This window comes from Saccharothrix sp. BKS2, assembly GCF_047689505.1.
GTDB lineage: Bacteria > Actinomycetota > Actinomycetes > Mycobacteriales > Pseudonocardiaceae > Actinosynnema > Actinosynnema lopnurensis.
Window position 1 is genome coordinate 490,393 of the sequence record NZ_JAUQOL010000003.1, and the last position, 23,562, is coordinate 513,954.

The following is a 23,562-nucleotide window of genomic DNA, read 5'->3' on the forward strand; positions in this document are numbered from 1 at the left end:
GGTAGACGCATGAGCACCATCGAGACGATCAGGTTCCGGTTGCGGGACGACGTCGAGACCGAGGACTTCATCCGGCGCAACCGGTACGTGGAGACCGAGTACATGGAGCGCCGGCCGGGCTTCCAGTCCCGCGAGACCGCGGTGAGCGAGGACGGCGAGTGGATGGTGTCCGTCCACTGGGCCACCGTCGAGGACGCCGAGGCGACCATCGCCGCGTTCTTCGGCGCCTCGGAGACGCAGGACTTCCTCGCCGCCATCGACCTGCCCACGGTGTCCTCCGGCCGGTACCAGCGGGTGGGCCGCTGACGATGGCGGACACCATGCGCGCCGCGGTCATCGACGCCTTCGGACCCGCGGAGGCGCTGCGGATCGCGGAGGTCCCCGTCCCCACCCCGGGCGAGGGCGAGGTCCTCGTCCGGGTGCACGCGGCCGGCGTCAACGCGATCGACTGGTTCTCCCGGGCCGGCCAGGGCGTCGGGGTGCGGTCCTTCCCCGCCGTGCTGGGCTGGGACGTCTCCGGCACCGCGGTCGACACCGGGGCGGAGGTGTTCGGGATGCCGCGCTTCCCGAACCTGGCGGGCGCCTACGCCGAGTACGTGGTCGCGCCGGCCGCGGAGCTGGCGGCCAAGCCCGCCGGCGTCGACCACCGCGCCGCGGCGGCCGCGCCGATGGTCGGCACCACCGCGTGGCAGACGCTGTTCCGCCACGGCGGGCTGGTCGAGGGGCAGCGGGTGCTCGTGCACGGCGCCGCGGGCGGCGTCGGCCACGTCGCCGTGCAGCTCGCCGCGGACGCGGGCGCCGACGTCGTCGGGACGGCGTCCGCGCACAACCACGACTTCGTGGCGGGCCTGGGCGCGGGCCGGGTCGTGGACTACACCGCCGAGCGGGTCGAGGACGTGGTCCGCGACATCGACCTGGTGGTGGACACGAGGGGTGGCCCGGACGCCCTGCGGTTGCTCGACGTGCTGCGGCCCGGCGGGGTGCTGGTCACGCTCAAGGGCCAGGACGACGCGCTGGACCGGGCCGCCGCCGCACGGGGCCTGCGCACGGCTTACACCTACGTGAGCCCCGACCCCGAGGCGCTGGCCGCCGTGGCGGACCTGCTGGCCCGCGGTGGGCTGCGGATCGCGATCGAGGACGTGCTGCCGCTGGAACGGGTGGCGGACGCGCACCGGACCGGTGAGCGCGGCCACGTGCGCGGCCGGCTCGTGCTCGACGTGAGCTGACCGAGAATCCGCGCCGGGGTGGCCAGCTAACGAAGTGGCCGCCCCGGGATCGGGGAGGCTTGAGACCGCCCCGACGCTGGGACAGTATTCCGTGCAACGGGTGGAACGTTAACGCCGCGACGACGCGCGACACTTCTTCGACACCCGCGATCATCGTCGGCCACGTCAATCGCAAACAAGCCAGGAGCGTGGATTATGACAGCGGAACAAGCCAATTCCAGAACCGTCCGCGAGGCGACCTTGGAATTGTTCCGGGCACTGGGGATGACCACGGTCTTCAGCAATCCGAGCCACACCGAGATGAAGTTGTTCGAGCAGTGGCCGGACGACTTCAAGTTCGTGATGGGCCTCCAGGAGGCCAGCATCGTCGGCATGGCCGACGGCCACGCCCAGGCGACCGGCGAGCCGTCGCTGGTGATCATCAACGGCGGGCCGGGCGTCGGCAACGCGATGGGCTCGATCTACACGGCGGCCAGCGCGCACACGCCGATGGTGATCCTGGGCGGCCAGCAGGCCCGCAAGCTGCTGCTCGGCGAGCCCTTCCTCAAGGCGAGCGACGCGACGCAGCTGCCCAAGCCCTACATCAAGTGGGCCGGTGAGCCGGCGCGCCCGCAGGACGTGCCCGCGCTGATCGAGAAGGCGTACCACATCGCCAAGCAGGCGCCCGCCGGTCCCGTGTTCGTCGCGGTGCCCGAGGACGACTGGATCCGCCCCGCCGCGCCCGGCCCGATCAAGGTGCGCGAGGTGCGCAGCGCGGTCGTGCCCGACCCCGAGGTGCTGGCCACGATCGCCGCGGCGCTCGACGGCGCCGAGCGCCCGGCCCTGGTCGCGGGTCCGGGTGTGGAGATCGGCGGCGCCCGGCTCGACCTGGTGCGGCTGGCCGAGCGGCTCAACGCCAGGGTCTACGGCAGCCCGGTGTGGCCGCGCGGCAGCTTCCCCGAGACGCACCCGCTGTTCGGCGGCGTCCTGGCGCCGATGCCCGAGCTGATCAACATGAAGCTCGCCGAGCACGACGTGGTGGTGGTGCTGGGCAGCCCGACGTTCACCCTGTTCACCACGGTGGACCTGTTCTCCACCAACCCGGCCGCGCTCGACGAGAGCGACCAGCCGGCGCTGCCCGAGGGCACGCGGGTCCTGCACGTCACCGACAGCCCCGAGGCCGCGGCGTGGTCGATGGCCGACGCGGCGTACGTCTGCCCGCCCGCGCAGGCCGTGCGCGACCTGCTGCCGCTGGTCCGCGAGCACGAGAAGGTGGCGCTCCCGTCGTTCCGGGAGGAGATCCCGGTGCCGGAGGCGACCACGCCGCTGACCCAGGCGTACCTGTTCCACCTGCTCGCGCAGGAGCTGCCGGCCGACGCCCAGCTGTTCGAGGAGCTGCCGATCGCCCGCGCGGACTTCCACGAGCAGATCCCGCTCGGCCCGGACAACGGCTACTTCGCCACCGCCAGCGGCGCGCTGGGCTTCCCGTTCGCGGGCGCGGTCGGGTACGCCGTGGCGCGGCCGGACCGCCGGGCCGTCGTGGTGATGGGCGAGGGGTCGGCGCAGTACACGCTGCACGCGCTGTGGACCGCGGCGCAGCACAACCTGCCGGTCACCTTCATCATCCCGAACAACTCCGGCTACCTGTCGCTCAAGTACTACCTGGACGAGAACAGCCAGAAGGCGTGGCACTCCGGCTGGGACCTGAGCGGCGTGAACATGGCCGAGCTGGCCCGCGGCTTCGGCTGCCCGGCCGAGCGCATCGAATCGCCGGAATCGCTGCGCGCGTCGCTCAAGGCCGCGCTGAACGCCGACGGCCCGGTGCTGCTCGACGTCGTGGTGCAGGACCCGGGCCTGTTCCGCCTCTGATCCCCGGAAAGACCCCCGAGGCGCCGCGTTCCCGTCTGCCCCAGCGGGCGGGAACGCGGTTTTTACTTTTTTCGACATCACGTACTGCGCCCGCCGGGGTGCGATCTTCTTGTGAGGGCTCCGAAAATTCCGCCACCATGGTCGGCGAATGTAATTTCCCGACCATTTCCGTCGGATCTCGGAGAATCCCCGAGGAGAAGTCATGGAGTTCGTGGACGCCCGCCCCCAGGTGGCGGGCGGTTCCGATTCGGATAGATCCCGGTGGGCGTGTTCCCTGGTGTGCGCGGTGGCCGTGCTGCTGTCGGCGGCCTCCACCGCCCCCTCCCCGATGTACGTCCTGTACCAGGAGCGCTGGCACTTCTCGACGGCGACGACCACGGTCGTGTTCGCCGTCTACTGCCTGTGCGCCCTGACCGGCATGGTGCTGTTCGGTTCGCTGTCCGACACGGCGGGCCGCCGACCGGTGCTCCTGCTGGCGCTGGGGCTCGTGGCCGGGTCCACCCTGCTGTTCGCGTTCGCGGACGGGGTCGGCTGGCTGCTCGCCGCGCGGGCCCTCCAGGGGTTCGGCGGCGGGATCGGCGGGTGCGCCGTGGCGGCGGCGCTGATCGACCTCGCGCCGGCGGGCGCGCTGCTGGGCAGCCTCACCCCGATCGTCGGCATCGGGGCCGGGGCGCTCGGCGCCGGCGCGCTGGTCGAGCACGGCCCCGCGCCCACCGTGCTGACCTACGTGGTCCTGCTGGTGCTGCTCGTCGGCGCGGCCGCCGGGGTGCTGTTCCTGCCGGAGACCGTGCCGGGCGCCCGCGGGCGCGGGATCGGGGTGGCGCGCCGGATCTCGGTGCCGTCGCGGGCGCGCCGGGCGTTCCTGGCGCTGTCGCTGCCGGTGGTCGCCGTGTGGGCGGTGGGCGGGCTGTACCTCGGGCTCGGGCCGCTGCTCGCGGCGGAGCTGCTGGGCAGCCGGAGCAGCGTGGTCGACGGCCTGGTGGTCACCGCGCTGGCCGGGGCCGGGGCGCTGGCGCAGGTCTCGTGCCGCGGCGTCCGCTGCCGCACCGCCATGGCGGCCGGCTCCTGGCTGCTGCTCGGCGGCCTCGCCCTGGTCCTGGTCGCCCTGTCCCTGGGGTCGACCGCCCTGTTCTTCACCGCGACCGCCCTGCTGGGCTTCGGTTGGGGCGCCACCTACCTGGCCGCGTTCCGGCTGCTCAGCGAGCTGGCCGCACCCGGCAGGCGCGGCGAGCTGATGGCCGCCGTGAACGTGGTCGCCTACATCGGCACGGCGTTCCCCGCGATCGGCCTCGGACTGGCCGTCGACGCCATCGGCACGCGCGGCGCGACGACGGCGTTCATCGTCGCGGTCGGCACGCTGGTGCTGGTGGCGCTGGCCGGGTCGGCGGCGCACGTGCCCGCCGAGCGCGCCTAGTCGAGGGCCCCGAACCGATCGGTCGGTTCGGGGCCCTCGACTGCGTGCGTCCGCGCTCGCTACGCGGTGACGGGGTCCGCCGCGGCGCTCGACGGGCTGCCGGCCGCGGGAGCCGCGCCCGGCACCTTGAGCAGGCCGATCGCCCACGTGGCGGGCAGCACCACGGCGCAGACGACCAGGCCGGTGAGGACCACCGCGTTCGGGCCGCCGGAGGCGAGCGCGAGCCCGCCGCCCACCGCGCCCACGGCGATGCCCGCGTTCACCGCGGAGGCGCCGAGCGTGGCGGCCAGGTCGCCGCCCGGACCGGCGAGCGTGATCACCCGCAGCTGGAGCGACGGGACGAGCCCGAAGCCGACCAGGCCCCACAGGGCCAGCGCCACCGCGGCCAGGACCGGCGAGGCGCCCAGCAGGTAGAGCCCGCCCAGCGCGATGATCAGCAGCACGTTGGCCACGACCAGCGTCCGCGTCGCGCTGCGGTCGGCGAACCGGCCGCCGAAGAACGTGCCCACCGCGCTCGCGATGCCGTAGGCCAGCAGGAAGACGCTGATCAGCGAACCGGTGATGCCGGTGACCTCCTCCAGGTACGGCGCGAGGTAGGTCAGCACCGTGAACTGCCCGCCCAGCAGCAGGAAACCCACCGCCAGCGTGGCGAGCACCCTGGGCGCGAACGCCGACTTCGCCTGCGCGCCGAGCCCGGAGGGCGCGGCGCTCCGCACCGGCGGCACCATCAGCAGCGTCGCGACGAGCGCGATCACGCCGAGGCCGACGATGCCGACGAAGGCGGCCTGCCACCCCATCGACTGGCCGACCAGGGTGCCGAGGGGCACGCCGAGGACGGTGGACACCGCGATGCCGCCGAAGACCATCCCCATGGCCTGGCCCCGCTTGTTCGGCGCCACCAGGGCGGCGGCGATCGTGGACGCCACGCCGATGAACAGCCCGTGGATCGCACCGGTCACCAGGCGCGCGGCCAGCAGCGCCCCGAACCCGACGGCGAACACCGCGAACAGGTTGCCGGCGATGTAGACCACGAGCGACGCCCACAAGAGCGTGCGGCGGCCGAACCGGATGGTCAGGGCGGTCACGATCGGACCGCCGACGGAGATGCCGAGCGCGTAGGCCGTGACGAGCTGCCCGGCCGTGCTCACCGACACCGACAGGTCGTCGGCGACCAGGTTCAGGATGCCGACGATGACGAGTTCCGCCGTGCCGATCACGAAGGAACCCAGCGCCAACGCCACCAGGGCCACAGTGCTCCGGGGATGACCCTCCCCCGGTTGGATGGTCGTGCTCATGTGCACCTACCTCGATTTCCTCGCGAGAGTGTCGCGCTCAGACCGCGGCGGCGGTCAAGCCGATCAGGCCGGCCTGCGCGACCGGCTGGTCCTCGCCGCCCTTGCCACCGGCCACGCCGATGGCCCCGACGACCACGCCGTCGACCGTGATCGGCGCGCCGCCGGGCAGGATGGCGACGTTCGGCTGGGCGGACAGGCCGGCCAGCAGCGGCGGGATGCCCGCCACGAACTGCATGAAGTCCTCGGTGGACATGCCGATGCCCACCGCGGTGATCGCCTTGCTGGTGGCCAGCGAGGTGTTGAAGAACGACGCGCCGTCCATCCGCTCGAACGCCTTGAGGTGGCCGCCGTCGTCCACGACCGAGATGGAGACGCTGACCCCCAGCTCCTGCGCGTGGGCGAGTGCGGCGTCGAGCACGCGCCGGGCGTCGTGCCGGGAAAGGGTGACCGTGCTCATGCACTGCTCCTATGGTGTTGTGCTGCTTGAGATCTGTTACCGGTAGGTGACGTCGAGCAGGCCGAACGCCTGACCCGCGAGGATCGGGTCGAAGTACTCCCGGTACTCGTACAACCTGCCCTCGTCGTCGAACTTGAAGACCCCGAGGTAGCTGTTGTGGTACTCGTCCCCGCTGTCCTTGAGCACCAGGTCCGAGTCGAAGCGGGCCAGCACGGTGTCGCCGTCGGCCCACGTCTCCCTGATCGGGAAGCTCAGCTCGGAGAAGTTGCCCGGCATCCCCTTCCACCGCTCGTGGATCGCCGCCTTGCCGACGATGTGAGCGGGGAACATCTCGGTGCCGTACGGGTAGTAGTGGTCCGCGTCCTCGGCCCACAGCTCCATCCACGCCGGGATGTCGCCCTCCTCCAGGAGGCGGAGGAACTCGGTCACCGCCGCGATGTTGCGGTCGCGTAAGACCCCGCCGTCGTCGGCCATGGGGATCCCCCAGTCTTTCCGGTCACGTGGACCCACAGCATCCCGCCGCGCGCGAGGGGGGTTCCAGTACCGACTGGTCGTGGCACCGCGAGTACCAGGATGGCGTGGGGCGTTCGCGCAGGTCGACCCCGCCGGACGGGCCCAGGTCGGGGAACGCCACTCGTTCGGGGGAGGCCCGGCGATCGGCCGCACCGCACTCCGTGCGATCGCCGTGGGCAATCCCGGAATTCCCGCTCTAGTGTCCCGGACATCCCCTCTCGCTGCTGGAGGACCGATGACCGCCACCACCTCTTCCCCCGCCCGCACCGTCGCGAACGCCCTGCGGGCGGTCGTCCGCTGCCCCGTGCTGATCCCGGGCGGACCGGACTACGACCGCGGCCGGCGGGTGTGGAACGGCCTGGTGGACCGGTACCCGGCGGCGGTCGTGCGGTGCGCGGACGCGGCCGACGTGGCGGACGCGGTGCGGGTCGCCCGCGACCACGGCGCGCCGCTGTCGGTCCGGGGCGGCGGCCACGACTGGGGTGGCCGGGCGATCCGCGAGGGCGGCGTGGTGCTCGACCTCTCCGCGATGCGCGGGGTGGAGCTCGACGCCGACGGGCGGACCGCGCGGGTGCGGGGCGGGTCGTTGGCGGGCGGGGTCGCCTCCGCCCTGGCGGAGCACGGGTTGCGCGCGGTCACCGGCACGGTCAACGCGGTGGGCATCGCCGGGCTGACGCTGGGCGGCGGCTACGGCCCGCTGCTGGGCGCGCACGGGCTCGCGCTGGACAACCTGCTGGGCGCGGACGTCGTGCTGGCCGACGGCACGGCGGTGACCGCGGACGCCGAGGAGAACCCGGACCTGTTCTGGGCGCTGCGCGGCGGTGGCGGCAACTTCGGCGTCGTGACCGGGCTGCGCTACCGGGTGCACCCGATCCCGACCGTGCTGTCCGGCATGGCGATGTTCCCCCTGGCGCAGGCGCCCTCGGTGCTGCGCGGCTACCGCGAGCTGCTGGCCGAGTCGCCGGACGAGCTGTCGGTCATCGGGGGCTTCTACAGCGGCCCCGACGGCTCGCCGCTGATCATGCTGTACCCGACGTGGAGCGGCGACCCGGCGGCGGGCGAGCCGTACCTGCGGCGGATCCGGGCGCTCGGCACCCCGGTGTTCTCGCGGCTCGGCCCGATGACGGCGCCCGAGCAGCTGGGGCTGCTGGACCCGTTCGTCGTCGACGGCCGGCACAACACCGCGACGAGCCGGTGGCTGCCCGTGCTGACCGAGGACGTGTGCGACGTGCTGGTGGACTTCGCCCGGCGGGTCACGTCACCGCTGTCCTCCCTGACGCTGCACCACTTCCACGGCGCGGCGACCCGCGTGCCCGTCTCGTCGACCGCGTTCGGCCTGCGCGACGAGCACGTCCTGCTGGAGATCATCACCACCTGGGCCCCGAACTCCCCGGACAGCGGCGGCGCGCACCGCGAGTGGGCGGCCGCGCTGGCCGACGAGCTGGAGCGGTCGGCGCTGCCCGGTGGCTACCCGAACCTGCTGGGGCCGGACGACCACGAGCGCGCGATGGCCGCGTTCGGCCCCAACACCGCGCGGCTGCTGGAGGTCAAGCGGCGGCTGGACCCGGACGGCGTGTTCACCGCCGTGCCCGCCCTCGTGCCGCCGGTGTCGTGAGGCGAACGCGCCGCCCGCGGTCGCCGGTCGGGTTCCCCGGTGCCGGCGATCCGCCGGGCGCGTGGGAGCACCGGGTCAGGCGTCGGCCCGGAAGTGCTCGCGCGCCCACTCGTCGAAGGTGGTGAGCGGGATGCCGAGGTCCCTCGCGTACCGCGGGCGGGCCGGTTGTTCGACGACGTTCATCCACTCGTGCGAAGCGCCCATGGCCGGCATCCCGGCGGCCAGGGCCTCCTCCTCGGTCATGTCCGGCGCGGGCAGCGGGGCGCCCAGGACGCGGGAGAGGACGTCGGCGATCCCCGCCATCGACAGGTGGTCGCCCGCCAGCTCCAGCTCGACGCCGTCGAACCGCTCCGGCTCGGCGACGGCCGCCGCGGCGGCCCGGCCGATGTCCTCCACCGCGACCAGGGACAGCCGGGTCCCGGGCTTGACGACGCTCACCAGGCCGCCCTCGACGCCGCGCGGGAACAGGAACGCCGCGGAGGGGAGGAAGTTCTCCATGAAGAAGCCCGGCTTGAGCAGCGTCCAGCGGGGGAAGCCGGCCTCGCGGACCAGGTCCTGCACCGCGCTCTTGGCGCCCAGGGTGGGCGCCATCGAAGCCCACCGGCCCTCGGCCCAGCCGGGCGCCCCGGTGTGCTGCCCCGCGCCGCTGACGGACGTGTGCACGAACTGCGGCACCCCGGCGGCCCTCGCGCCCGCGACGAGGTTGGCGCCCTGGGCCACCTCCCCCTCGTAGTCGAACCCCGCCGCGGTCATCGCGGGCATCTGCACGGAGAAGACGGCGCGGACGCCCTCGGCGGCCCGGGTCACGGACCCGCGGTCGTGGAGGTCGCCGGTGACCAGGTCGACGCCGAGCGCCTCGACGGACCGGGCCCGGTCGGTGGCCGGGTCGCGCACCAGGGCGCGGACGGGGACACCCGCCGCGCGCAGGGCGCGGACGGTGGCGCCGCCCTGCTTGCCGGTGGCCCCGGTGACCAGGACGGGTGCGGGATCTGCGGACATGGCGCTCCTCGGGTGCTCGGCTAGAAACGGCGGGGCCCGCCGTTTCTGCCGCGGTACGATACGGCGGGGCCCGCCACTTGAGCAAGCACGGAGACCACGCCATGCCGGACCGCCAGCGCGCCGACGCCCGGCGCAACTACGCGCGCATCCTCGCCGTGGCCGAGGCGGAGGTCGCCGCCCACGGCGCCGGCGCCTCCCTGGAGCAGATCGCCCGCACCGCGGAGGTCGGCTCGGCCACCGTGCGCCGGCACTTCCCCACCCGCCGCGCGCTGCTGGAGGCGGTCTCCCGGGAGCGGATCGAGGCGCTGGCCGCGCGTGCCCACGACCTGACCGGCCGGGACGACAGCCGCGACGCGCTCCTGGAGTGGCTGGGCGAGGTCGTCGCCTACTGCGTTTCCGCCCGGGGGCTGGCGGCGGCGCTGGCCTACGACGGGGTCGAACCCGACCCCGTGCACGAGAACTCCTGCTCGGCGGCACTGGAGGAGGCGGCGGGGCCCCTGCTGCGCCGCGCCGCGCGGGACGGCGCGGTGGCGACGGGCGTCACCGTCTCGGACCTGATCACACTGGCCGTCGGCATCGTCCTGGCCACGGAGCACCACCCCGACCCCGCCGCACGGGCGGACCGGCTGTTCCGGTTGGCGGTGGCGGGTCTGAGCCCGCGGGGCTGACCGAGGCGCCCGCCCGCGCCCACCCCGCTACCGGTGGCCCGGTCCAGCGAACCGGCTCAGCAACCCGGTCCAGCAACCCGGCTCAGCGGCCCGGCACCGGCCCGGTCGAGCCCCGCACGACCAGCGTGGTGGACAGCTCCAGGTGCAGCGCCTCCGGCCGGTGGCCGTCAAGCACGCGCATCAGCTGGGTGACCGCGAGGCGCCCCATCTCCCGCAGCGGCTGCCGAACCGTGGTCAGCGCGGGCCGCGTGGCCCGGCTCAGGTCGATGTCGTCGAACCCCGCCACGGACAGGTCCTCCGGCACCCTCAGCCCCCGCTCGAACGCGGCGTGCAGCGCACCCACCGCGAGCTTGTCGTTGAAGCAGGCGATCGCGGTCGGTCGGTCGGGACCGTCCAGCAGCGCGCCGGCGGCCCGCAGCCCCTCGGCCGCGGTCGGCTCGACGTGGTGGACCCGGTCCGGCGCGGGCAGCACGCCGACCCGCGCCAGCGCGGCGTGGTGGCCCGCCGTGCGCGCGTCGCCCGCCAGCCACTCCTCGGGGCCCGCGACCACGCCGATGTCCCGGTGCCCCAGCCCGACCAGGTGCGCGGTCAGGGCGCGGGCGCCGGAGAAGTGCGCGGCGGACACCGCGGCGACGTCCGGCGGCGGGGGCGTGCGGGGGTCGACCACGACGAACGGGAACCCGCGCCCGGCCAGCTCCACCAGCTGGTCGCCGTCCTCGGGCGGCAGGATGAGGACCGCCCCGGCCACGCCCGGCTCGTCGGGCAGCCCGGCCAGGGTGTCGGTGTGCTGCGACGCCTCGCCCGCGTCGAGGACCATGCGCGCGCCGTGCAGGCGCAGCGCCTCGGCGATCGAGGAGACGATCAGCCCGAAGTAGTCGGTGAGCACGTACGGGCACCGGACGTGGACGGTGCGCGGCCCGCCGTCCCCGGTCCGCCGCCGCTCGACCGCCCGCAGCACCAGCTCGCGGGTCCGCGGGGAGACGTTGACGTGGTCGTTGAGCACGCGCGACACGGTGGCGATGGACACGCCGGTCTCCGCCGCGATGTCGCGGACCCTGGCACGTCGCCGGTCGGTCTCCACCGCATCACCATACCCACGACCTGGGGCTTGACGTGCGACAACGATGACGTGTTCCATTCCGGAACAAGTTGTTCCACCATGATTGATCCCTGGTGCGCGAGAAGTGGGTGGCTGATGAGGAGAACCGTGCGCGGCGTGGCGGCGGTCACGACCGCGGTGGCCTTGACCTGCGGTGGCGTGGTCGCCGCGCAGGCCACAGGTCCCGACCGGGGCCCCGACCGGGGTGCCGTGGAGGCCCGCGTCTGGGTGACCGCGGCCGACCGGTCCGAACTGCTGGCCGAGCGCCCGCGCGTCGCGTTCGGCACCGCGCCGTCGACGCTCCCGACGATCGTGGTCGACCCCGACCACGCGTACCAGCAGGTCGACGGCTTCGGCGCCTCGATCACCGACTCCTCGGCGGCCCTGCTCGCCGGCCTACCGCCCGCCGTGCGCGCGGAGACCATGCGGAAGCTGTTCGACCCGGTGCGCGGCATCGGCGTGAGCTTCCTGCGCCAGCCGGTCGGCTCCTCCGACTTCACCGCGGCCGCCGAGCACTGGACCTACGACGACGTCCCGGCCGGGCAGACCGACTTCGCCCTGCGGCACTTCAGCATCGACCGCGACCGCGCACAGGTGCTGCCGCTGCTGCGCGAGGCCAAGCGGCTCAACCCCGCGCTGAAGGTCATGGCCACGCCGTGGAGCCCGCCCGCGTGGATGAAGACCACCGACTCGCTCGTGGGCGGGCGGCTCGAGGACGACCCGCGGATCTACGACGCCTACGCCCGCTACCTGGTGAAGTTCGTCCAGGCGTACGCGGCGGCCGGCGTGCCGATCGACTTCCTGTCGGTGCAGAACGAGCCGCAGAACCGCACGCCCGACGCCTACCCCGGCACGGACATGCCGGTCGCCCAGCAGCTCGGGGTGATCGAGGCGCTGGGCCCGAAGCTGCGCCTGGCCAGCCCGCGCACCAAGATCCTCGCCTACGACCACAACTGGGCCACGCACCCCAACGACGTCGCCGCCACCCCGCCCGGCTCCGACCCGGAGACCGACTACCCGTACGAGGTGCTGCGCGGCCGGGCGTCCCGCTGGGTCGCGGGCACCGCGTTCCACTGCTACTACGGCGACCCGAGCGCGCAGACCGCGCTGCACGAGGCGTTCCCGGACAAGGGGATCTGGTTCACCGAGTGCTCGGGCTCGAAGGGCGTCACCGACCCGCCCGCCAAGGTCTTCCGCGACACCCTCACCTGGCACGCACGCAACGTCGTCATCGGCACCACCCGCAACTGGGCGCGCTCGGCGGTGAACTGGAACATCGCCCTGGACAGCACCGGCGGCCCGCACAACGGCGGCTGCGGCACGTGCACCGGCCTGGTCACCGTCCAGCCCGACGGCTCGGTCACCACCGACGCCGAGTACTACACGATCGGCCACCTGGCGAAGTTCGTGAAGCCGGGCGCGCGGCGCGTCGCCAGCACCTCGTTCGGCACCACCGGCTGGAACGGCCAGGTCATGGACGTCGCGTTCCGCAACCCGGACGGCTCCACCGCGCTGGTCGTGCACAACCAGAACGACGACCCGCGCGCGTTCGCGGTCAACGTCGGCAGCCGCACCTTCGAGTACACCCTCCCGGGCGGCGCGCTGGCCACGTTCACCTGGCCGCGCAGCGCGGCGCTGCGCACCACCCTGGACCGGGTGCCGCTGGAGGGCGCCACGGCCACCTCCCCGCTCGGCGGGGACCCGGGCCTGGCCGTGGACGACGACGCCTCCACCCGCTGGAGCACCGGCACCGCGCAGGTCGCGGGCCAGTACCTCCAGCTGGACCTGGGCGGGCGCAAGTCCTTCCGGCGCGTCGCCCTCGACAGCGGCGGCGAGGTGGGCGACTTCGCGCGCGGCTACGAACTGGCCGCCGGCGACGACGGCCGCACGTGGCGCACCCTGCGGACCGGTTCCGCCACCGGTCAGCTGACCGCGGTGGACCTCCCGCCGACCAGCGCGCGGCACCTCCGGATCACCACGACGACGGCCGCGCCGAACTGGTGGAGCCTGGCCGACGTCCGGCTCTACCGCTGACCCGCCCCGGGTCGTCCCGCCCGGGTCCGGCTCCGGTGGCCGGACCCGGGCGGGACGGCCTAGTCCTTGCCGCGCGCCAGCGCCGACGGCCACCAGATGCGCCGCCCCAGGTCCATCCCCAGGGCGGGCACCAGCAGCGACCGCACCACGAAGGTGTCCAGCAGCACGCCGAAGGCGACGATGAACGCGAGCTGCGCCAGGAACAGGATGGGCAGCACCGCCAGCGCCGAGAACGTCGCCGCGAGCACCACGCCCGCCGAGGTGATCACGCCACCGGTCACGGTCAGGCCGCGCAGCACGCCTTGACGCGTGCCCAGCTCCGCCGCCTCCTCGCGCACGCGCGTCATGAGGAAGATGTTGTAGTCGATGCCCAGCGCGACCAGGAACACGAACCCGAACAGCGGCACGACGGGGTCCGCGCCGGGGAAGTCGAACAGGCCGTTGAACACCAGCGCGGCCACGCCCGTCGTGGCCCCGAACGACAGCACCACGGTGGCGATCAGCAGCAGCGGCGCCAGCAGCGACCTCAGCAGCAGCGCCAGCACCAGGAAGATCACCAGCAGCACGATCGGGATGATCACCAGCCGGTCGCGCTCGGAGGTGTCGCGCGTGTCGAGCTGGGTCGCGGTGGGCCCGCCGACCTTCGCGTCCGCGTCCGGCACCGCCCGCACGGCCTCTCGCAGCCGCTCGACGGTGGCCAGCGCCGCGTCGGAGTCGGCCGGGTCGGTCAGCACGGCGTCAATCCGGACCAGTCCCCCGGCCTCCCCGGCGGGCCGCACCGCGGACACGCCCTCGACGCCGCCGGCGGCCTCGCCGACCGCCTGCGCCCGGTCCGCGTCGGCCAGCACGATCGCGGGCGAGCCGCTGCCGCCCGGGAAGTGCCGCGACAGCACCTCCTGCCCGGCCGCGGAGTCGACCTCGGTCAGGAAGACGTCGGACTGGGCCGTGCCGGACGCCTTGAGCTGCGGCACGAAGGCCACGCCGACCAGCAGCACCAGGGTGGTGACCACCCAGGTGGCGCGCGGGCGGGCGGCGACCAGGCCGGCCACCCGCGCCCACAGGCCGCTCGCCTCGGGGTGCGGCGAGCCGAACGCCGGGCGCAGCGGCCAGAACGCGGCGCGGCCGAGCAGCGCGAGCACGGCGGGCAGGAAGGTCACCGAGGCCAGGAACGCCGCGGCGATGCCGATGGCCGCCACCGGCCCGAGGCCCTTGTTGGAGTTGAGGTCGCTGAACAGCAGGCACAGCACGCCGAGCACGACGGTGCCGGCGGACGCGGCGATGGGCTCGATGGTGGCGCGCCAGGCGACCCGCACCGCCCGGTACCGGTCCTCGGTGTCGCGCAGCTCCTCGCGGAACCGGGAGACCAGCAGCAGGGCGTAGTCGGTGGCCGCGCCGAAGACGAGGATGAACAGGATGCCCTGGCTCTGGCCGTTGAGGTCGACCACACCGCCGTCGGCCAGCAGGTAGACCGCGAGGCTCGCCAGCCCCAGGGCGAACACGCCCGACAGCAGCACCACGAACGGCAGCAGCGGGCTGCGGTAGACCAGCACCAGGATCACCGCGACCACCGCGCCCGCGACGAGCAGCAGCAGGCCGTCGATGCCGCCGAACGCCTCCTTCAGGTCCGCGACCTGCGCGGCGGGCCCGGCGACCAGCACGGTCAGCCCGTCGGGCGGCGAGGTCAGCCGCGACCGGAGCTCCTCGACCGCGCCGGCCGGGTCCTCCGGGTCGACCACGACGACCACCTGGGCCGCCTGGTCGTCCCGCTCGGAGGGGATGACCGGGGACGCCTCGCCGGGCCACTCGCGGCCGCCGAGCCAGTCCCGGTCGGCCTGGGTGAGGCCGGAGGGGCGTTCGGCGACCACGACCGCGGGCAGGCCCTGCCCGGCGCCGAACTCCCGCACCCGCTCGGCCACCTCGGTGGCCTCGGCCGAGGCGGGCAGGAACGCGGTGTTGTCGTTGACCGAGACCTCGCCGAGCTTGCCCGCGAAGGGGCCGGAGAAGCCGCCCAGGGCCAACCAGGCGACCGCCACGAGGGCGGGCAGCAGCCAGCGGGTGCGGGAACGGGTGGCGTGCACGGGAGAATGTCCTTCCGGAACAACTTAGTTCGATGATCTGATGGTTCGACGATCGAAATTTTAAGGGGAGGGCGCATGGTCGACAACTCGACCTTGGTCAGGTTGCTGCGGCAGCTCACGGTCGAGAGCGACCGGTTCGCGGAGCTGTTCGGCGAGCGGCAGCGGATGCACCGCACCGACCTGAACGCGCTGGCGCTGATCATGGACGCGCGGTGGGGCGGCGAGCCGATGTCGCCGAGCAGACTGGCCGAGGCGATGCACCTGAGCGCGTCCGCGACCACCTCCGTGCTGGACCGGCTGGAGGCGTCCGGGCACGTCGAACGCACCCGCAGCGCACAGGACCGACGTAAGGTCGAACTGCGGGTGAACGAGAAGGCGCTGGACCTCGGACGCGCCTTCTTCACCCCGCTCAACGAGGCGCTGACCCGGGCCTGGGTCGGGTTCGGCGAGGCCGAGAAGGAGGTCGTCGCGCGGTTCCTCGCGGCGAGCATCGAGGCGACCGTGGCCGTGCGGACCGACCTGGCGGAGTGACCCACCTCTCAACCGAGAGCAATTCACCCGCTGTGGAAAAAGCTGAGTACCCTCGAACCGGTGAAGATCCTCTTTTCGAGCCTCGGCTCGCACGGACACACCTACCCGCTGATCCCGCTGGCGGCCGCCGCCCGCGACCTGGGCCACGAGGTCCTCTACGTCACCTCGGCGGCCTTCGGCCCCGCCCTGGAAAGGGTCGGCGTCGAGCACCTCACCGGCGGACCGGAGCTGGGGGCCGCCTTCGCCGAGGCCACCGCCGGCCTCGACGCCGAGGGGCCCCGCGAAATCCTGCCCGAGATGTTGGCCCGGCTCTTCGGCTACCTCCTGCCGCGCGGCTTCGCGCTCGACCTCAAGCCGATCATCGCCGACCGGCGGCCGGACCTCGTGGTGCACGAGGTGGCCAACCCCGGCGCGGGCATGGCCGCGCAGGTGGCCGGCTTACCGGCCCTGTGCCACGGCTTCGGCCGCATGTGGACGGGTGACGACGACCTCGTCCGGCACGCCGCCGGCCTGATCGCCCAGGTCGCCGACGAGCTGGGCGCGAAGGCCCCCGGGAACGACCCCATGCTGATGGGCAACCCGTACCTCGACATCTGCCCGCCCTCGGTGCAGGCGCCGGCGTTCCTGGCCTCCACCGAGCGGATCGAGCTGCGGCCCGTGCCGTTCGCGGAGCCCGGCGAGCTGCCCGCGTGGGTGACCGAGCACCGCGAGCCGCTGGTCTACCTGACGCTGGGCACCGCGTTCGGCGACGTGGAGGTGCTGCGCACCGCGATCGGGGGCCTGGCCGGGCTGGGCGCCCGGGTGCTGGTGGCCGCCGGTCCCACCGTGTCGACCGAGGCGCTGGGCGAGGTGCCCGACCACGTGGTGGTGCTGCCGTGGGTGCCGCAGGCCGACCTGCTGCCGCACGTGGACCTCGTGGTGCACCACGGCGGCAGCGGCACCACCATGGGCTCGTTCGGCGCGGGCGTGCCGCAGCTGCTCCTGCCGCAGGGGGCCGACCAGTTCAGCAACGCCGCGGCCGTCACCGAGGGCGGGCTGGGCGACCAACTGCTGGGCGAGCAGGTCACCGCCGAGGCGGTCGCCGAGAAGGCGCGGCGCCTGCTGGCCGACGAGGCGGTGCGCGAGGCCGCGAGGGCGATCGCCGCCGAGGTGGCCGCCATGCCGTCGCCGCACGAGGTGGCGGCCACGCTGCCCCGCTACGCCTGACGGGCCGGGGCGAGGGGTCAGCCCGAGGCCACCAGCCGGTCCGCGACCGGCAGCACGGCGGCGAGCCGGAACCCGCCGCCGTGCAGCTCCCCCGCCGTGAGGTCGCCGCCGAGCACCGCCAGCCGCTGCCGCAGCCCGGACAGCCCGTGCCCGGTGGACAGGCCGCGCCGGGGCTCCCCCTCGCCCCCGTCGTCGACCACCTCCACCTCCACCCGGTCCCCCGACCAGGTCAGCCGGACCTCGGCGCTGGCGCCCGCCCCGGCGTGCTTGGTGACGTTGGTCAGCCCCTCCTGCACCACCCGGTACACCGCGAGGTCCACACCCGGCGCGACGGCGCGCGGCTCGCCCGCCACCCGCAGCGCCACGTCCACGCCGACGGCGCGGACCGGGTCGAGCAGGCGGGGCAGGTCGGCCACCCCGGAGCACGGCCCGTCGAACTCCCCCGGACCGAGCGGGTCGGGCACGTCACCCGGGTCGGGCAGACCCCCCGACCTGCCCGACCCGGGCGCCCCACCTGCTTCACCCGGCGCGCCTGCTTCACCCGCAGCGCCCGATCCACCCGGCGTACCCGACTCATCCGGCCCGTCTGCTCCACCCGGCGTACCCGACCCATCCGCCGCACCCGACCCGGCCGCCCCGCCCGATCCCCCCGGCCGGCCCCGGCCTCCCGACCCGACCGGCCAGTCGGTGCGCAGCAGCCCCAGCATCCGGCGCAGCTCCCCCATCGCCTCCTCCCCCACCTGCCCGATGGTGTCGAGCACCCGCTCGGCCCGCGCCGGGTCGCGGCGCAGGACGCGGCGCCCGCCCGCCGCCTGGAGCACCATCACGGTCACCGCGTGCGACACGATGTCGTGCAGCTCCCGGGCGATCCTGGCCCGTTCCTCGACCACCGCCTGCCGCGCCTCCAGCTCCCGGCGCGCCTCCAGGTCCTTCGCGTGCTCCCGGCTGATCCGCACCCACCTGCCGGCCGCCCACACGGACAGGGGCAGCACCATCAGGTACACCCCCGCCACCACCTCCACCACGAGCTCCTCGAGGTTCCCGACGTGGACGTCCTCGAACGCGAGCCGGACGGCGCACGCCAGCGCGCCCGCCAGCGCGGCCGCCGCCACCTCCTTCCGGCAGCCCACCGCGGTGGCGAACAGCGCGAGGTAGACCACGACCAGGGGCTGGAAGTCGACCCCGGTCAACGGCTCGGCCAGCACCGACAGCGCCAGCACCACCACGAACACCGCCGCCGGTCGCCGCCGCCGCGCCAGCAGGGCCGCGAAGATCAACACCAGGTACCCGACCGAGGACCAGAAGTGCGGGTCGTCGATCCGCAGCGGAGCGGCGGAGTACAGCGTCAGGTCCATCACGCAGGCGGCCACGGCCAGCGCGACGTCGGCGGCGATCGGCCGGAGGCGCCCCCCGGTCATCCGCAGCGCTTGCACTCCGGCACACCGTGCGCGGCGCAGACACCACGGGCCGGGCTCCCGGGCGGGGCCTTCCGCTCGGGTGCGGCGGGCTCGGCGGGCTCGGTCGAGCGGGCGGCGCCCCGGTCCTCCTCGACCGGCCGCACCTCACCGGAGGTCTGGCCGGCCACGACAGGTTGTGCTCCCGACATCGGTCACTCCCTTGGTTGGTCCATTGAGGTCAGCAACGAGGAAATCACCACTCGACCGGCCAATCGTCCAACCTGCGGTGGACCTTTGGGGGTCCCCGCCGAGGATTACCACTATCCAGTGACAACCCAATCGGGTGACACCGCGAGGTCGGCGAAGTCCAGCACCCGGTCGGCCACGGCCTCCAGCAGCGGCCCGTCGTGGGAGATGGCGAGCACGCCGACGCCCCCGGCGCGGACCCGCGCCAGCAGCAGCCGCCACACCTCGGCCTGGCTGATCGCGTCCAGGCTCGCGCTGATCTCGTCGGCGACCAGGAACCGCGGCCGGGCCAGCAGCGCGCGGGCCAGGGCGACCCGCTGCGCCTCGCCGCCGCTGATCTCGTGCGGGAAGCGGTCGAGCAGCGCCGGCGGCACGAGGGTGGGGTCCACCGCCGCCGACCCCGCCTCGGCCAGCACCGCACCCACCTTCCACAGCGGGTCCATGGCCAGGTGGGCGTGCTGGTGCACCACCTGCACCGGGTTCGGCCGCCCGGCCCGGCGGTCGGGCCGCGGCGGCTCGCCGTCGACCTCCACCCGGCCGCGGCCGGGCGCGACGAGCCCGGCCAGCAGCCTGCCCAGGGTGCTCTTGCCCGCGCCGCTGGGGCCGTGCAGCCCGACGACCTCGCCGGGCTCAACGGTCAGCGACGCGCCGCGCACCACCCACGGCTGCCGCCGGCCGTAGCGGAACCAGACGTCTTCGGCGAGCAGGGTCACGGGTCCTCCGGCAGGTGGAAGCCGTTGGCGGGCAGGGCCCGCCACAGCGCGCGGGTGTACGGGTGGGACAGCGCCGCGCCGTCGTAGCGGAAGTCCGCGGGCCGCGCCTCGTCCACGGTGCGGCCGTCCCGGCAGATCACCACCCGGTCGGCGACCTCCAGCGCGGCGGTCAGGTCGTGGGTGATCAGCACCACGGCCCGGTCCTCGTCGGCGATGCGGCGCAGCTCGGCCAGCACCGCCCGGACCGCCTCGGGCGGCAGGCCGGGCGTCGGCTCGTCCGCGAGCACCAGCGCGGGGCTCGCCATCATCGCCATGGCCGTCAGCACGCGCCGGACCATGCCGCCGGACAGCTCGTGCGGGTGGCGGCGCGCCACCTCCGGGCCCAGCCCCCGGTCCGCCAGCGCCACCGCCGCGGACAGATCCGGGTCGGGCCTGCGCGCCAGCTCCGCCGAGCGCCGCACCTGCCGCCCGACCGGCGTCACCGGGTCCAGGAACGTCACCGCCTGCGGCAGCAGGGCGGTGCCGGAACCGGCCCGCGCCCGGCGGGCCGCCGGGTCCAGCGCGACGCCGTCGAAGCGGACCACGCCGCTCTCCTCGGCGTTGGGCGGCAACATGCCGAGCACGGCGTGCGCGAGCAGGCTCTTGCCCGCCCCGCTCGCCCCGACCAGGGCGACCAGCTCGCCCCGGTCGGCGGTCAGGTCCATCCCGGCCAGCGCGACCACCGTGCGGCGGCGCAGGCCCCGCTCGTACTGGTGGAACGACACGGCCAGCGAGGAGACCTCCAGCAGCGGGCTCACGAGTGGTGGCTCCTCGGGTTCAGCAGCGAACGCAGATTCTCGCCGATGCCGTCGACCGCCTTGACCACCAGCAGCAGGCACAGGCCCGGCAGCACGGCCAGCCACCACGCGCCGGCGGACAGGAAGCGCATCGACTCGGCCAGCAGCACGCCGATCGACGGCTCCGCCGGGTCCACGCCCAGGCCGAGGAACGACAGCGCCGCCTCGTGCAGGATCGCGTGCGGGAACAGCAGCACCAGGCCGACCAGGAACTGCCCGACCAGGTGCCCGGACACGTGCCGCCGCGCGATCCACCACCGGCTCCGGCCCAGCTGGGCGGACACCACGATGAAGTCCGAGCCGACGACCTGCCGGGCCTGGCCGCGCAGCACCCGCGTCAGCGTCGGCCAGTGGGTGACCGCGACCGCGACCACCACCGCCTCCGTGCCGCCGCCGAAGGCGAACGCCAGCAGGATCAGCAGCACCAGGTGCGGCAGCGCCAGGAACAGGTCGACCAGCCACCCGACCACCGCGTCCACCCTGGGCCCGCCGACGGTCGCCGCGCAGGCCAGCACGAGCGCGATCAGCGCCGACAGCACCGCGGCCGAGGTGCCCACCACCAGGCTCAACCGCAGCCCGGCCAGCACGCGGGCCAGCACGTCCCGGCCCAGCCAGTCGGTGCCGAACCAGTGCCCGACCGACGGCGCCCGGTTGCGCTCGGCCAGCCCGGTGGTCTGCGCGGCGTCCTCCGCGACCGTGCCCGCGACCACCACGGCGACCACGAGCAGCGCCGACGCGCCGAGCTGGGCCAGGGTGCGGCCGCGGCGGTCCAGCCGGGGCAGGACGGTGGCGGTCACGTGCGCCTCCTGGCGTCGGCGAGCGCGGCCCGCGGGTCGACGGCGGCGTGCACGCGGTCGCCGACGGCGTTGCCCGCGAACACCAGCACCGTGGTGAACAGGGCGATGCCCAGCAGCAGCGGCACGTCCTGGCCGAGCGCGGCGGTCGTGGTGGCCGCGCCGAGACCGGGGTAGGAGAACACCTGCTCGGCCAGCACCGACCCGCCGAACAGCTCGCCCAGCGAACCGAACTGGAGCAGCAGCGCCGGGGCGGCCGCGTTGCGCACGACCCGGTGCCGCACCAGGCCGATCCCCCGCTCCCCCTGCGCGCGGGCGAACGCCACGTGGTCGCTGCCCATCGCCTCGATCACGGCCTGCCGGGTGTGCAGCACGACCGGGGCGACGCCCACCACGCTGAGCGTGATCGCGGGCAGCGCCAGGTGGTGCAGCCGGTCGAGCAGCCCGACCTCGGCCGCGGGCACGCCGATGGGCACCGCGCAGCACACCGGCGCCCAGTTCAGCGACACCGCGAACGCGTACAGCAGGAGCAGCCCGACCCAGAACGTCGGCGCGGAGGCCAGCGTGTAGGACCACCAGGTGATCACGCGGTCGGCCGCGCGCCCCCGCCGGGCACCCGCCACCAGGCCGAGCGCGAAGCCGAGCACGCCGGACAGCAGCCAGGCCAGCGCCATGAGCGCGAGGCTGGTGAGGAACTTGTCGCCGATCACGTCCAGCACCGGCTGGTTGAACGTGGCGGAGAAGCCGAAGTCGCCCCGCACGAGGTTGCCGAACCAGGACAGGAGCCGCTCGGGGGCCGGGTCGTCCAGCCCCCAGCGCTCCGCGATCAGCGCCCGCTGCTCCGGGCCGATCGCCGCCACGTCCGCGCCGACGTAGGCGGCGACCGGGTCGACCGGGGAGTTGACCATCAGCGCGAAGGACGCCACCGCCACGGCGGCCAGCAGCAGCACCAGCCGCGTCAGCCGCCCGGCCGCGCCGCGCAGCGCCGGGATCAGCACGTCCAGCGCCAGCCGGTGATGCCCCAGGTGATCGGCCAGCCGTGGCCGTGCGGCTCGACCTGCACCGGGCCGACGTCCAGGCAGGAGTCGACGAAGTAGGTGTGGTCGAGGTTGACCAGCCAGGCCCACGCCGCGTCGGCGGCCGGGCCGAAGCCGCGCTGGGCCTCCCGCCAGTGCCGGGTGGCCTCGTCGGCGTCGGTGGCCGCCATCGCCGCGGCCAGGGCGGCGTCGACCTCGGCGTCGGCGTAGAAGCCGGGGTTCCAGCTCTCGACGCCCGCCTGCGCCGACGAGTACAGGTTGTACATCTCGGTCGGGTCGTGGCTGCCCCAGCCGAACAGCACCGCGTCGGCGTGCATCCGGGTGTAGATGACCTCCCAGCTCTCGCCCTTGGGCGTCACCGCGATGCCGACGGCCTCGAGCATGTCGGCCGCGGCGAGCGCGAGCCCCTGCCGCAGGGAGTCGGTGGCCGGGTAGAGCAGGGAGAACTCGGCCCTGACGCCGTCGCGCTCGCGGGTGCCGTCGCCGTCGGTGTCGCGCCACCCGGCCTCCTCCAGCAGGCGGCGCGCGGCGTCGGGGTCGTTGTCCGGGGCGGCGGTGGCGGGCTCGTACCAGGGCAGGCCGTCGACCGGGCCGGTGGCGGGGCGGCCGTACCCGTCGAGCACGCCGTCGACCAGGGCCCGGCGGTCCAGGGCGGTGTTGACCGCCCGCCGCACCGCCAGGTCGGAGGTGACGTCGTTGCCGACGGGGTTGCCGTCGTCGTCGGTGCGGCCGTCGGCGGGCGGGTAGGGGAACATGATGCCGCGGTTGTCGACCGACTCCACCCGGTGCAGCTCCATGCCGGGCATCGCGGTGGAGGCCAGCGACGAGGGCAGCGCGGCCACGTCGACCTGCCCGGAGCGGGCCGCCGCCAGGGAGGCGTCCTCGCCGGTGAACACGAACACGACGCGCTCGAAGGCGGGCTTGGCGCCGTAGTAGTCGTCGTTGCGGCGGACGATGAGCTGCTGCCCCTCGTCCCACTGCTCCAGCACGAACGGCCCGGAGCCCACGGGCCGCCGCGCGTAGTCGGGCCCGTGGGCGTGCTCGGGCACGATGCCCAGCGACACCAGCCGGTTGACGAACGTGCTCTGCGGCCGGCTCAGGCGCAGCTCCACGGTGTCGTCGTCGACGGCCACGGCCTCGTCGAGCACGGTGACGTCGGTGAGGCCGCCGCTCTTGGCCGCCGTGGTGAAGGTGTAGGCGACGTCGCGCGCGGTGACCGGGCGGCCGTCGGAGAACCGGGCGTCGGCGCGGAGCTCGACCGTCCACACCAGACCGTCGGGGCTCACCGAGTGGCCGGTGGCCAGGTCGTTGGTGACGCGCAGGTCGGCGTCCCGGGTCAGGAGCGTGGACTGGAACAGCGGGTTGCCGTAGCGGCCCCAGCCCAGCGTCGGGTCGTAGCCCTCCTCCGACTCGCCGCCGATGGCCAACCGCAGCTCGGTCGGCGCCGGGCCGCCGGCCGCGTCACCGCTGGAACAGGCCGTCGCGGCGGTCGCCGTGACGACCGCCGCGGCCACCAGCCGCCGGGTAGCTCCACGCAACCCAATCGCCCCCTCAAT

22 protein-coding genes are annotated in these 23,562 nt (G+C 74.5%); 9 read left to right on the forward strand and 13 right to left on the reverse strand.

Annotated features, from left to right (window positions below):
- The first annotated feature begins 9 nt into the window (after positions 1-9).
- The 4 genes from Q5530_RS07720 (at position 10) to Q5530_RS07735 (ending at position 4,488) form a co-directional block, all read left to right on the forward strand.
- Positions 10-306 (forward strand): hypothetical protein, encoded by a 297-nt coding sequence (locus tag Q5530_RS07720; protein ID WP_415361551.1) that lies wholly within the window; start codon positions 10-12, stop codon positions 304-306.
- A 2-nt stretch (positions 307-308) separates the two neighbouring features.
- The gene (locus Q5530_RS07725) at positions 309-1,226 is read left to right on the forward strand and encodes an NADP-dependent oxidoreductase (protein WP_415361552.1); all 918 of its coding nucleotides are present in this window, start codon (positions 309-311) and stop codon (positions 1,224-1,226) included.
- A 195-nt stretch (positions 1,227-1,421) separates the two neighbouring features.
- Complete coding sequence (gene mdlC, locus Q5530_RS07730; RefSeq protein WP_415361553.1) at positions 1,422-3,074, forward strand: benzoylformate decarboxylase; 1,653 nt, start codon at positions 1,422-1,424, stop codon at positions 3,072-3,074.
- A gap of 202 nt (positions 3,075-3,276) precedes the next feature.
- Complete coding sequence (locus Q5530_RS07735; protein ID WP_415361554.1) at positions 3,277-4,488, forward strand: MFS transporter; 1,212 nt, start codon at positions 3,277-3,279, stop codon at positions 4,486-4,488.
- Positions 4,489-4,547: 59 nt separating this feature from the next.
- On the opposite strand, the gene Q5530_RS07740 is transcribed toward Q5530_RS07735, so the two are convergent.
- Genes Q5530_RS07740 through Q5530_RS07750 form a run of 3 tightly spaced genes read right to left on the reverse strand, consistent with a single transcriptional unit; the run spans position 4,548 to position 6,669 of the window.
- Entirely contained in the window at positions 4,548-5,783 is a 1,236-nt protein-coding gene (locus Q5530_RS07740; RefSeq protein WP_380643098.1) for an MFS transporter, read from the reverse strand.
- A 37-nt stretch (positions 5,784-5,820) separates the two neighbouring features.
- Positions 5,821-6,240, reverse strand: a complete 420-nt coding sequence (locus Q5530_RS07745; RefSeq protein WP_380643096.1) for a GlcG/HbpS family heme-binding protein — start codon at positions 6,238-6,240, stop codon at positions 5,821-5,823.
- Between the two features lie 36 nt (positions 6,241-6,276).
- On the reverse strand, positions 6,277-6,669 hold the full coding sequence (locus tag Q5530_RS07750; protein ID WP_380643094.1) for a nuclear transport factor 2 family protein: 393 nt from the start codon (positions 6,667-6,669) through the stop codon (positions 6,277-6,279).
- Positions 6,670-6,988: 319 nt separating this feature from the next.
- Between Q5530_RS07750 and Q5530_RS07755 the strand changes: the two genes are divergently transcribed.
- Positions 6,989-8,368 (forward strand): FAD-binding oxidoreductase, encoded by a 1,380-nt coding sequence (locus Q5530_RS07755; RefSeq protein ID WP_415361555.1) that lies wholly within the window; start codon positions 6,989-6,991, stop codon positions 8,366-8,368.
- Positions 8,369-8,443: 75 nt separating this feature from the next.
- Here Q5530_RS07755 and Q5530_RS07760 read toward each other — a convergent pair whose 3' ends face one another.
- Positions 8,444-9,367, reverse strand: coding sequence for an NmrA family NAD(P)-binding protein (locus Q5530_RS07760; protein WP_380643090.1), 924 nt, complete (start codon positions 9,365-9,367; stop codon positions 8,444-8,446).
- Between the two features lie 101 nt (positions 9,368-9,468).
- On the opposite strand from Q5530_RS07760, the gene Q5530_RS07765 reads away from it, so the two are divergent.
- Entirely contained in the window at positions 9,469-10,035 is a 567-nt protein-coding gene (locus Q5530_RS07765) for a TetR/AcrR family transcriptional regulator (protein WP_380643116.1), read from the forward strand.
- Between the two features lie 82 nt (positions 10,036-10,117).
- Here the strand turns inward: Q5530_RS07765 and Q5530_RS07770 are convergent, their stop codons facing one another.
- On the reverse strand, positions 10,118-11,116 hold the full coding sequence (locus Q5530_RS07770) for a LacI family DNA-binding transcriptional regulator (protein WP_415361556.1): 999 nt from the start codon (positions 11,114-11,116) through the stop codon (positions 10,118-10,120).
- 114 nt (positions 11,117-11,230) lie between these two features.
- Here Q5530_RS07770 and Q5530_RS07775 point away from each other — a divergent pair, with 114 nt between their 5' ends.
- Positions 11,231-13,168 carry a discoidin domain-containing protein gene (locus Q5530_RS07775; RefSeq protein WP_415361557.1) on the forward strand — a complete coding sequence of 646 codons (1,938 nt, stop codon included), beginning with the start codon at positions 11,231-11,233 and terminating at the stop codon, positions 13,166-13,168.
- Positions 13,169-13,227: 59 nt separating this feature from the next.
- On the opposite strand, the gene Q5530_RS07780 is transcribed toward Q5530_RS07775, so the two are convergent.
- Positions 13,228-15,246 carry an MMPL family transporter gene (locus Q5530_RS07780; RefSeq protein WP_415361558.1) on the reverse strand — a complete coding sequence of 673 codons (2,019 nt, stop codon included), beginning with the start codon at positions 15,244-15,246 and terminating at the stop codon, positions 13,228-13,230.
- A gap of 75 nt (positions 15,247-15,321) precedes the next feature.
- Between Q5530_RS07780 and Q5530_RS07785 the strand changes: the two genes are divergently transcribed.
- Both Q5530_RS07785 and Q5530_RS07790 read left to right on the forward strand, forming a co-directional pair.
- On the forward strand, positions 15,322-15,777 hold the full coding sequence (locus Q5530_RS07785; protein WP_415361559.1) for a MarR family winged helix-turn-helix transcriptional regulator: 456 nt from the start codon (positions 15,322-15,324) through the stop codon (positions 15,775-15,777).
- A 60-nt stretch (positions 15,778-15,837) separates the two neighbouring features.
- Positions 15,838-16,983, forward strand: coding sequence for a glycosyltransferase (locus Q5530_RS07790; RefSeq protein ID WP_415361560.1), 1,146 nt, complete (start codon positions 15,838-15,840; stop codon positions 16,981-16,983).
- Positions 16,984-17,000: 17 nt separating this feature from the next.
- Here the strand turns inward: Q5530_RS07790 and Q5530_RS07795 are convergent, their stop codons facing one another.
- The 7 genes from Q5530_RS07795 to Q5530_RS07825 form a co-directional block, all read right to left on the reverse strand.
- Positions 17,001-18,401 carry a sensor histidine kinase gene (locus Q5530_RS07795; RefSeq protein ID WP_415361561.1) on the reverse strand — a complete coding sequence of 467 codons (1,401 nt, stop codon included), beginning with the start codon at positions 18,399-18,401 and terminating at the stop codon, positions 17,001-17,003.
- The gene (locus tag Q5530_RS07800; RefSeq protein ID WP_415361562.1) at positions 18,398-18,589 is read right to left on the reverse strand and encodes a hypothetical protein; all 192 of its coding nucleotides are present in this window, start codon (positions 18,587-18,589) and stop codon (positions 18,398-18,400) included. The genes Q5530_RS07795 and Q5530_RS07800 overlap by 4 nt, the downstream gene beginning before the upstream one ends.
- A gap of 111 nt (positions 18,590-18,700) precedes the next feature.
- Entirely contained in the window at positions 18,701-19,339 is a 639-nt protein-coding gene (locus Q5530_RS07805) for an ABC transporter ATP-binding protein (RefSeq protein WP_415361563.1), read from the reverse strand.
- Positions 19,336-20,136 (reverse strand): ATP-binding cassette domain-containing protein, encoded by an 801-nt coding sequence (locus tag Q5530_RS07810; RefSeq protein ID WP_415361564.1) that lies wholly within the window; start codon positions 20,134-20,136, stop codon positions 19,336-19,338. Before Q5530_RS07810 ends, Q5530_RS07805 begins: the two co-directional genes overlap by 4 nt.
- Positions 20,133-20,972 (reverse strand): ABC transporter permease, encoded by an 840-nt coding sequence (locus Q5530_RS07815; RefSeq protein WP_415361565.1) that lies wholly within the window; start codon positions 20,970-20,972, stop codon positions 20,133-20,135. The genes Q5530_RS07810 and Q5530_RS07815 overlap by 4 nt, the downstream gene beginning before the upstream one ends.
- A complete protein-coding gene (locus Q5530_RS07820) occupies positions 20,969-21,967 on the reverse strand; it encodes an ABC transporter permease (protein ID WP_415361566.1) in 999 nt (332 codons plus the stop codon). Before Q5530_RS07820 ends, Q5530_RS07815 begins: the two co-directional genes overlap by 4 nt.
- Positions 21,961-23,544: an ABC transporter substrate-binding protein gene (locus tag Q5530_RS07825; RefSeq protein WP_415361567.1), complete on the reverse strand. Its 1,584-nt coding sequence runs from the start codon at positions 23,542-23,544 to the stop codon at positions 21,961-21,963. The genes Q5530_RS07820 and Q5530_RS07825 overlap by 7 nt, the downstream gene beginning before the upstream one ends.
- Positions 23,545-23,562: the final 18 nt, after the last annotated feature.

Coding starts and splice junctions, on each gene's coding strand:
- Q5530_RS07720 (WP_415361551.1), top strand. CDS start 10: ATGAGCACCATCGAGACGATCAGGTTCCGGTTGCGGGACGACGTCGAG.
- Q5530_RS07725 (WP_415361552.1), top strand. CDS start 309: ATGGCGGACACCATGCGCGCCGCGGTCATCGACGCCTTCGGACCCGCG.
- mdlC (WP_415361553.1), top strand. CDS start 1,422: ATGACAGCGGAACAAGCCAATTCCAGAACCGTCCGCGAGGCGACCTTG.
- Q5530_RS07735 (WP_415361554.1), top strand. CDS start 3,277: ATGGAGTTCGTGGACGCCCGCCCCCAGGTGGCGGGCGGTTCCGATTCG.
- Q5530_RS07740 (WP_380643098.1), bottom strand. CDS start 5,783: ATGAGCACGACCATCCAACCGGGGGAGGGTCATCCCCGGAGCACTGTG.
- Q5530_RS07745 (WP_380643096.1), bottom strand. CDS start 6,240: ATGAGCACGGTCACCCTTTCCCGGCACGACGCCCGGCGCGTGCTCGAC.
- Q5530_RS07755 (WP_415361555.1), top strand. CDS start 6,989: ATGACCGCCACCACCTCTTCCCCCGCCCGCACCGTCGCGAACGCCCTG.
- Q5530_RS07760 (WP_380643090.1), bottom strand. CDS start 9,367: ATGTCCGCAGATCCCGCACCCGTCCTGGTCACCGGGGCCACCGGCAAG.
- Q5530_RS07765 (WP_380643116.1), top strand. CDS start 9,469: ATGCCGGACCGCCAGCGCGCCGACGCCCGGCGCAACTACGCGCGCATC.
- Q5530_RS07775 (WP_415361557.1), top strand. CDS start 11,231: ATGAGGAGAACCGTGCGCGGCGTGGCGGCGGTCACGACCGCGGTGGCC.
- Q5530_RS07785 (WP_415361559.1), top strand. CDS start 15,322: ATGGTCGACAACTCGACCTTGGTCAGGTTGCTGCGGCAGCTCACGGTC.
- Q5530_RS07795 (WP_415361561.1), bottom strand. CDS start 18,401: ATGACCGGGGGGCGCCTCCGGCCGATCGCCGCCGACGTCGCGCTGGCC.
- Q5530_RS07800 (WP_415361562.1), bottom strand. CDS start 18,589: ATGTCGGGAGCACAACCTGTCGTGGCCGGCCAGACCTCCGGTGAGGTG.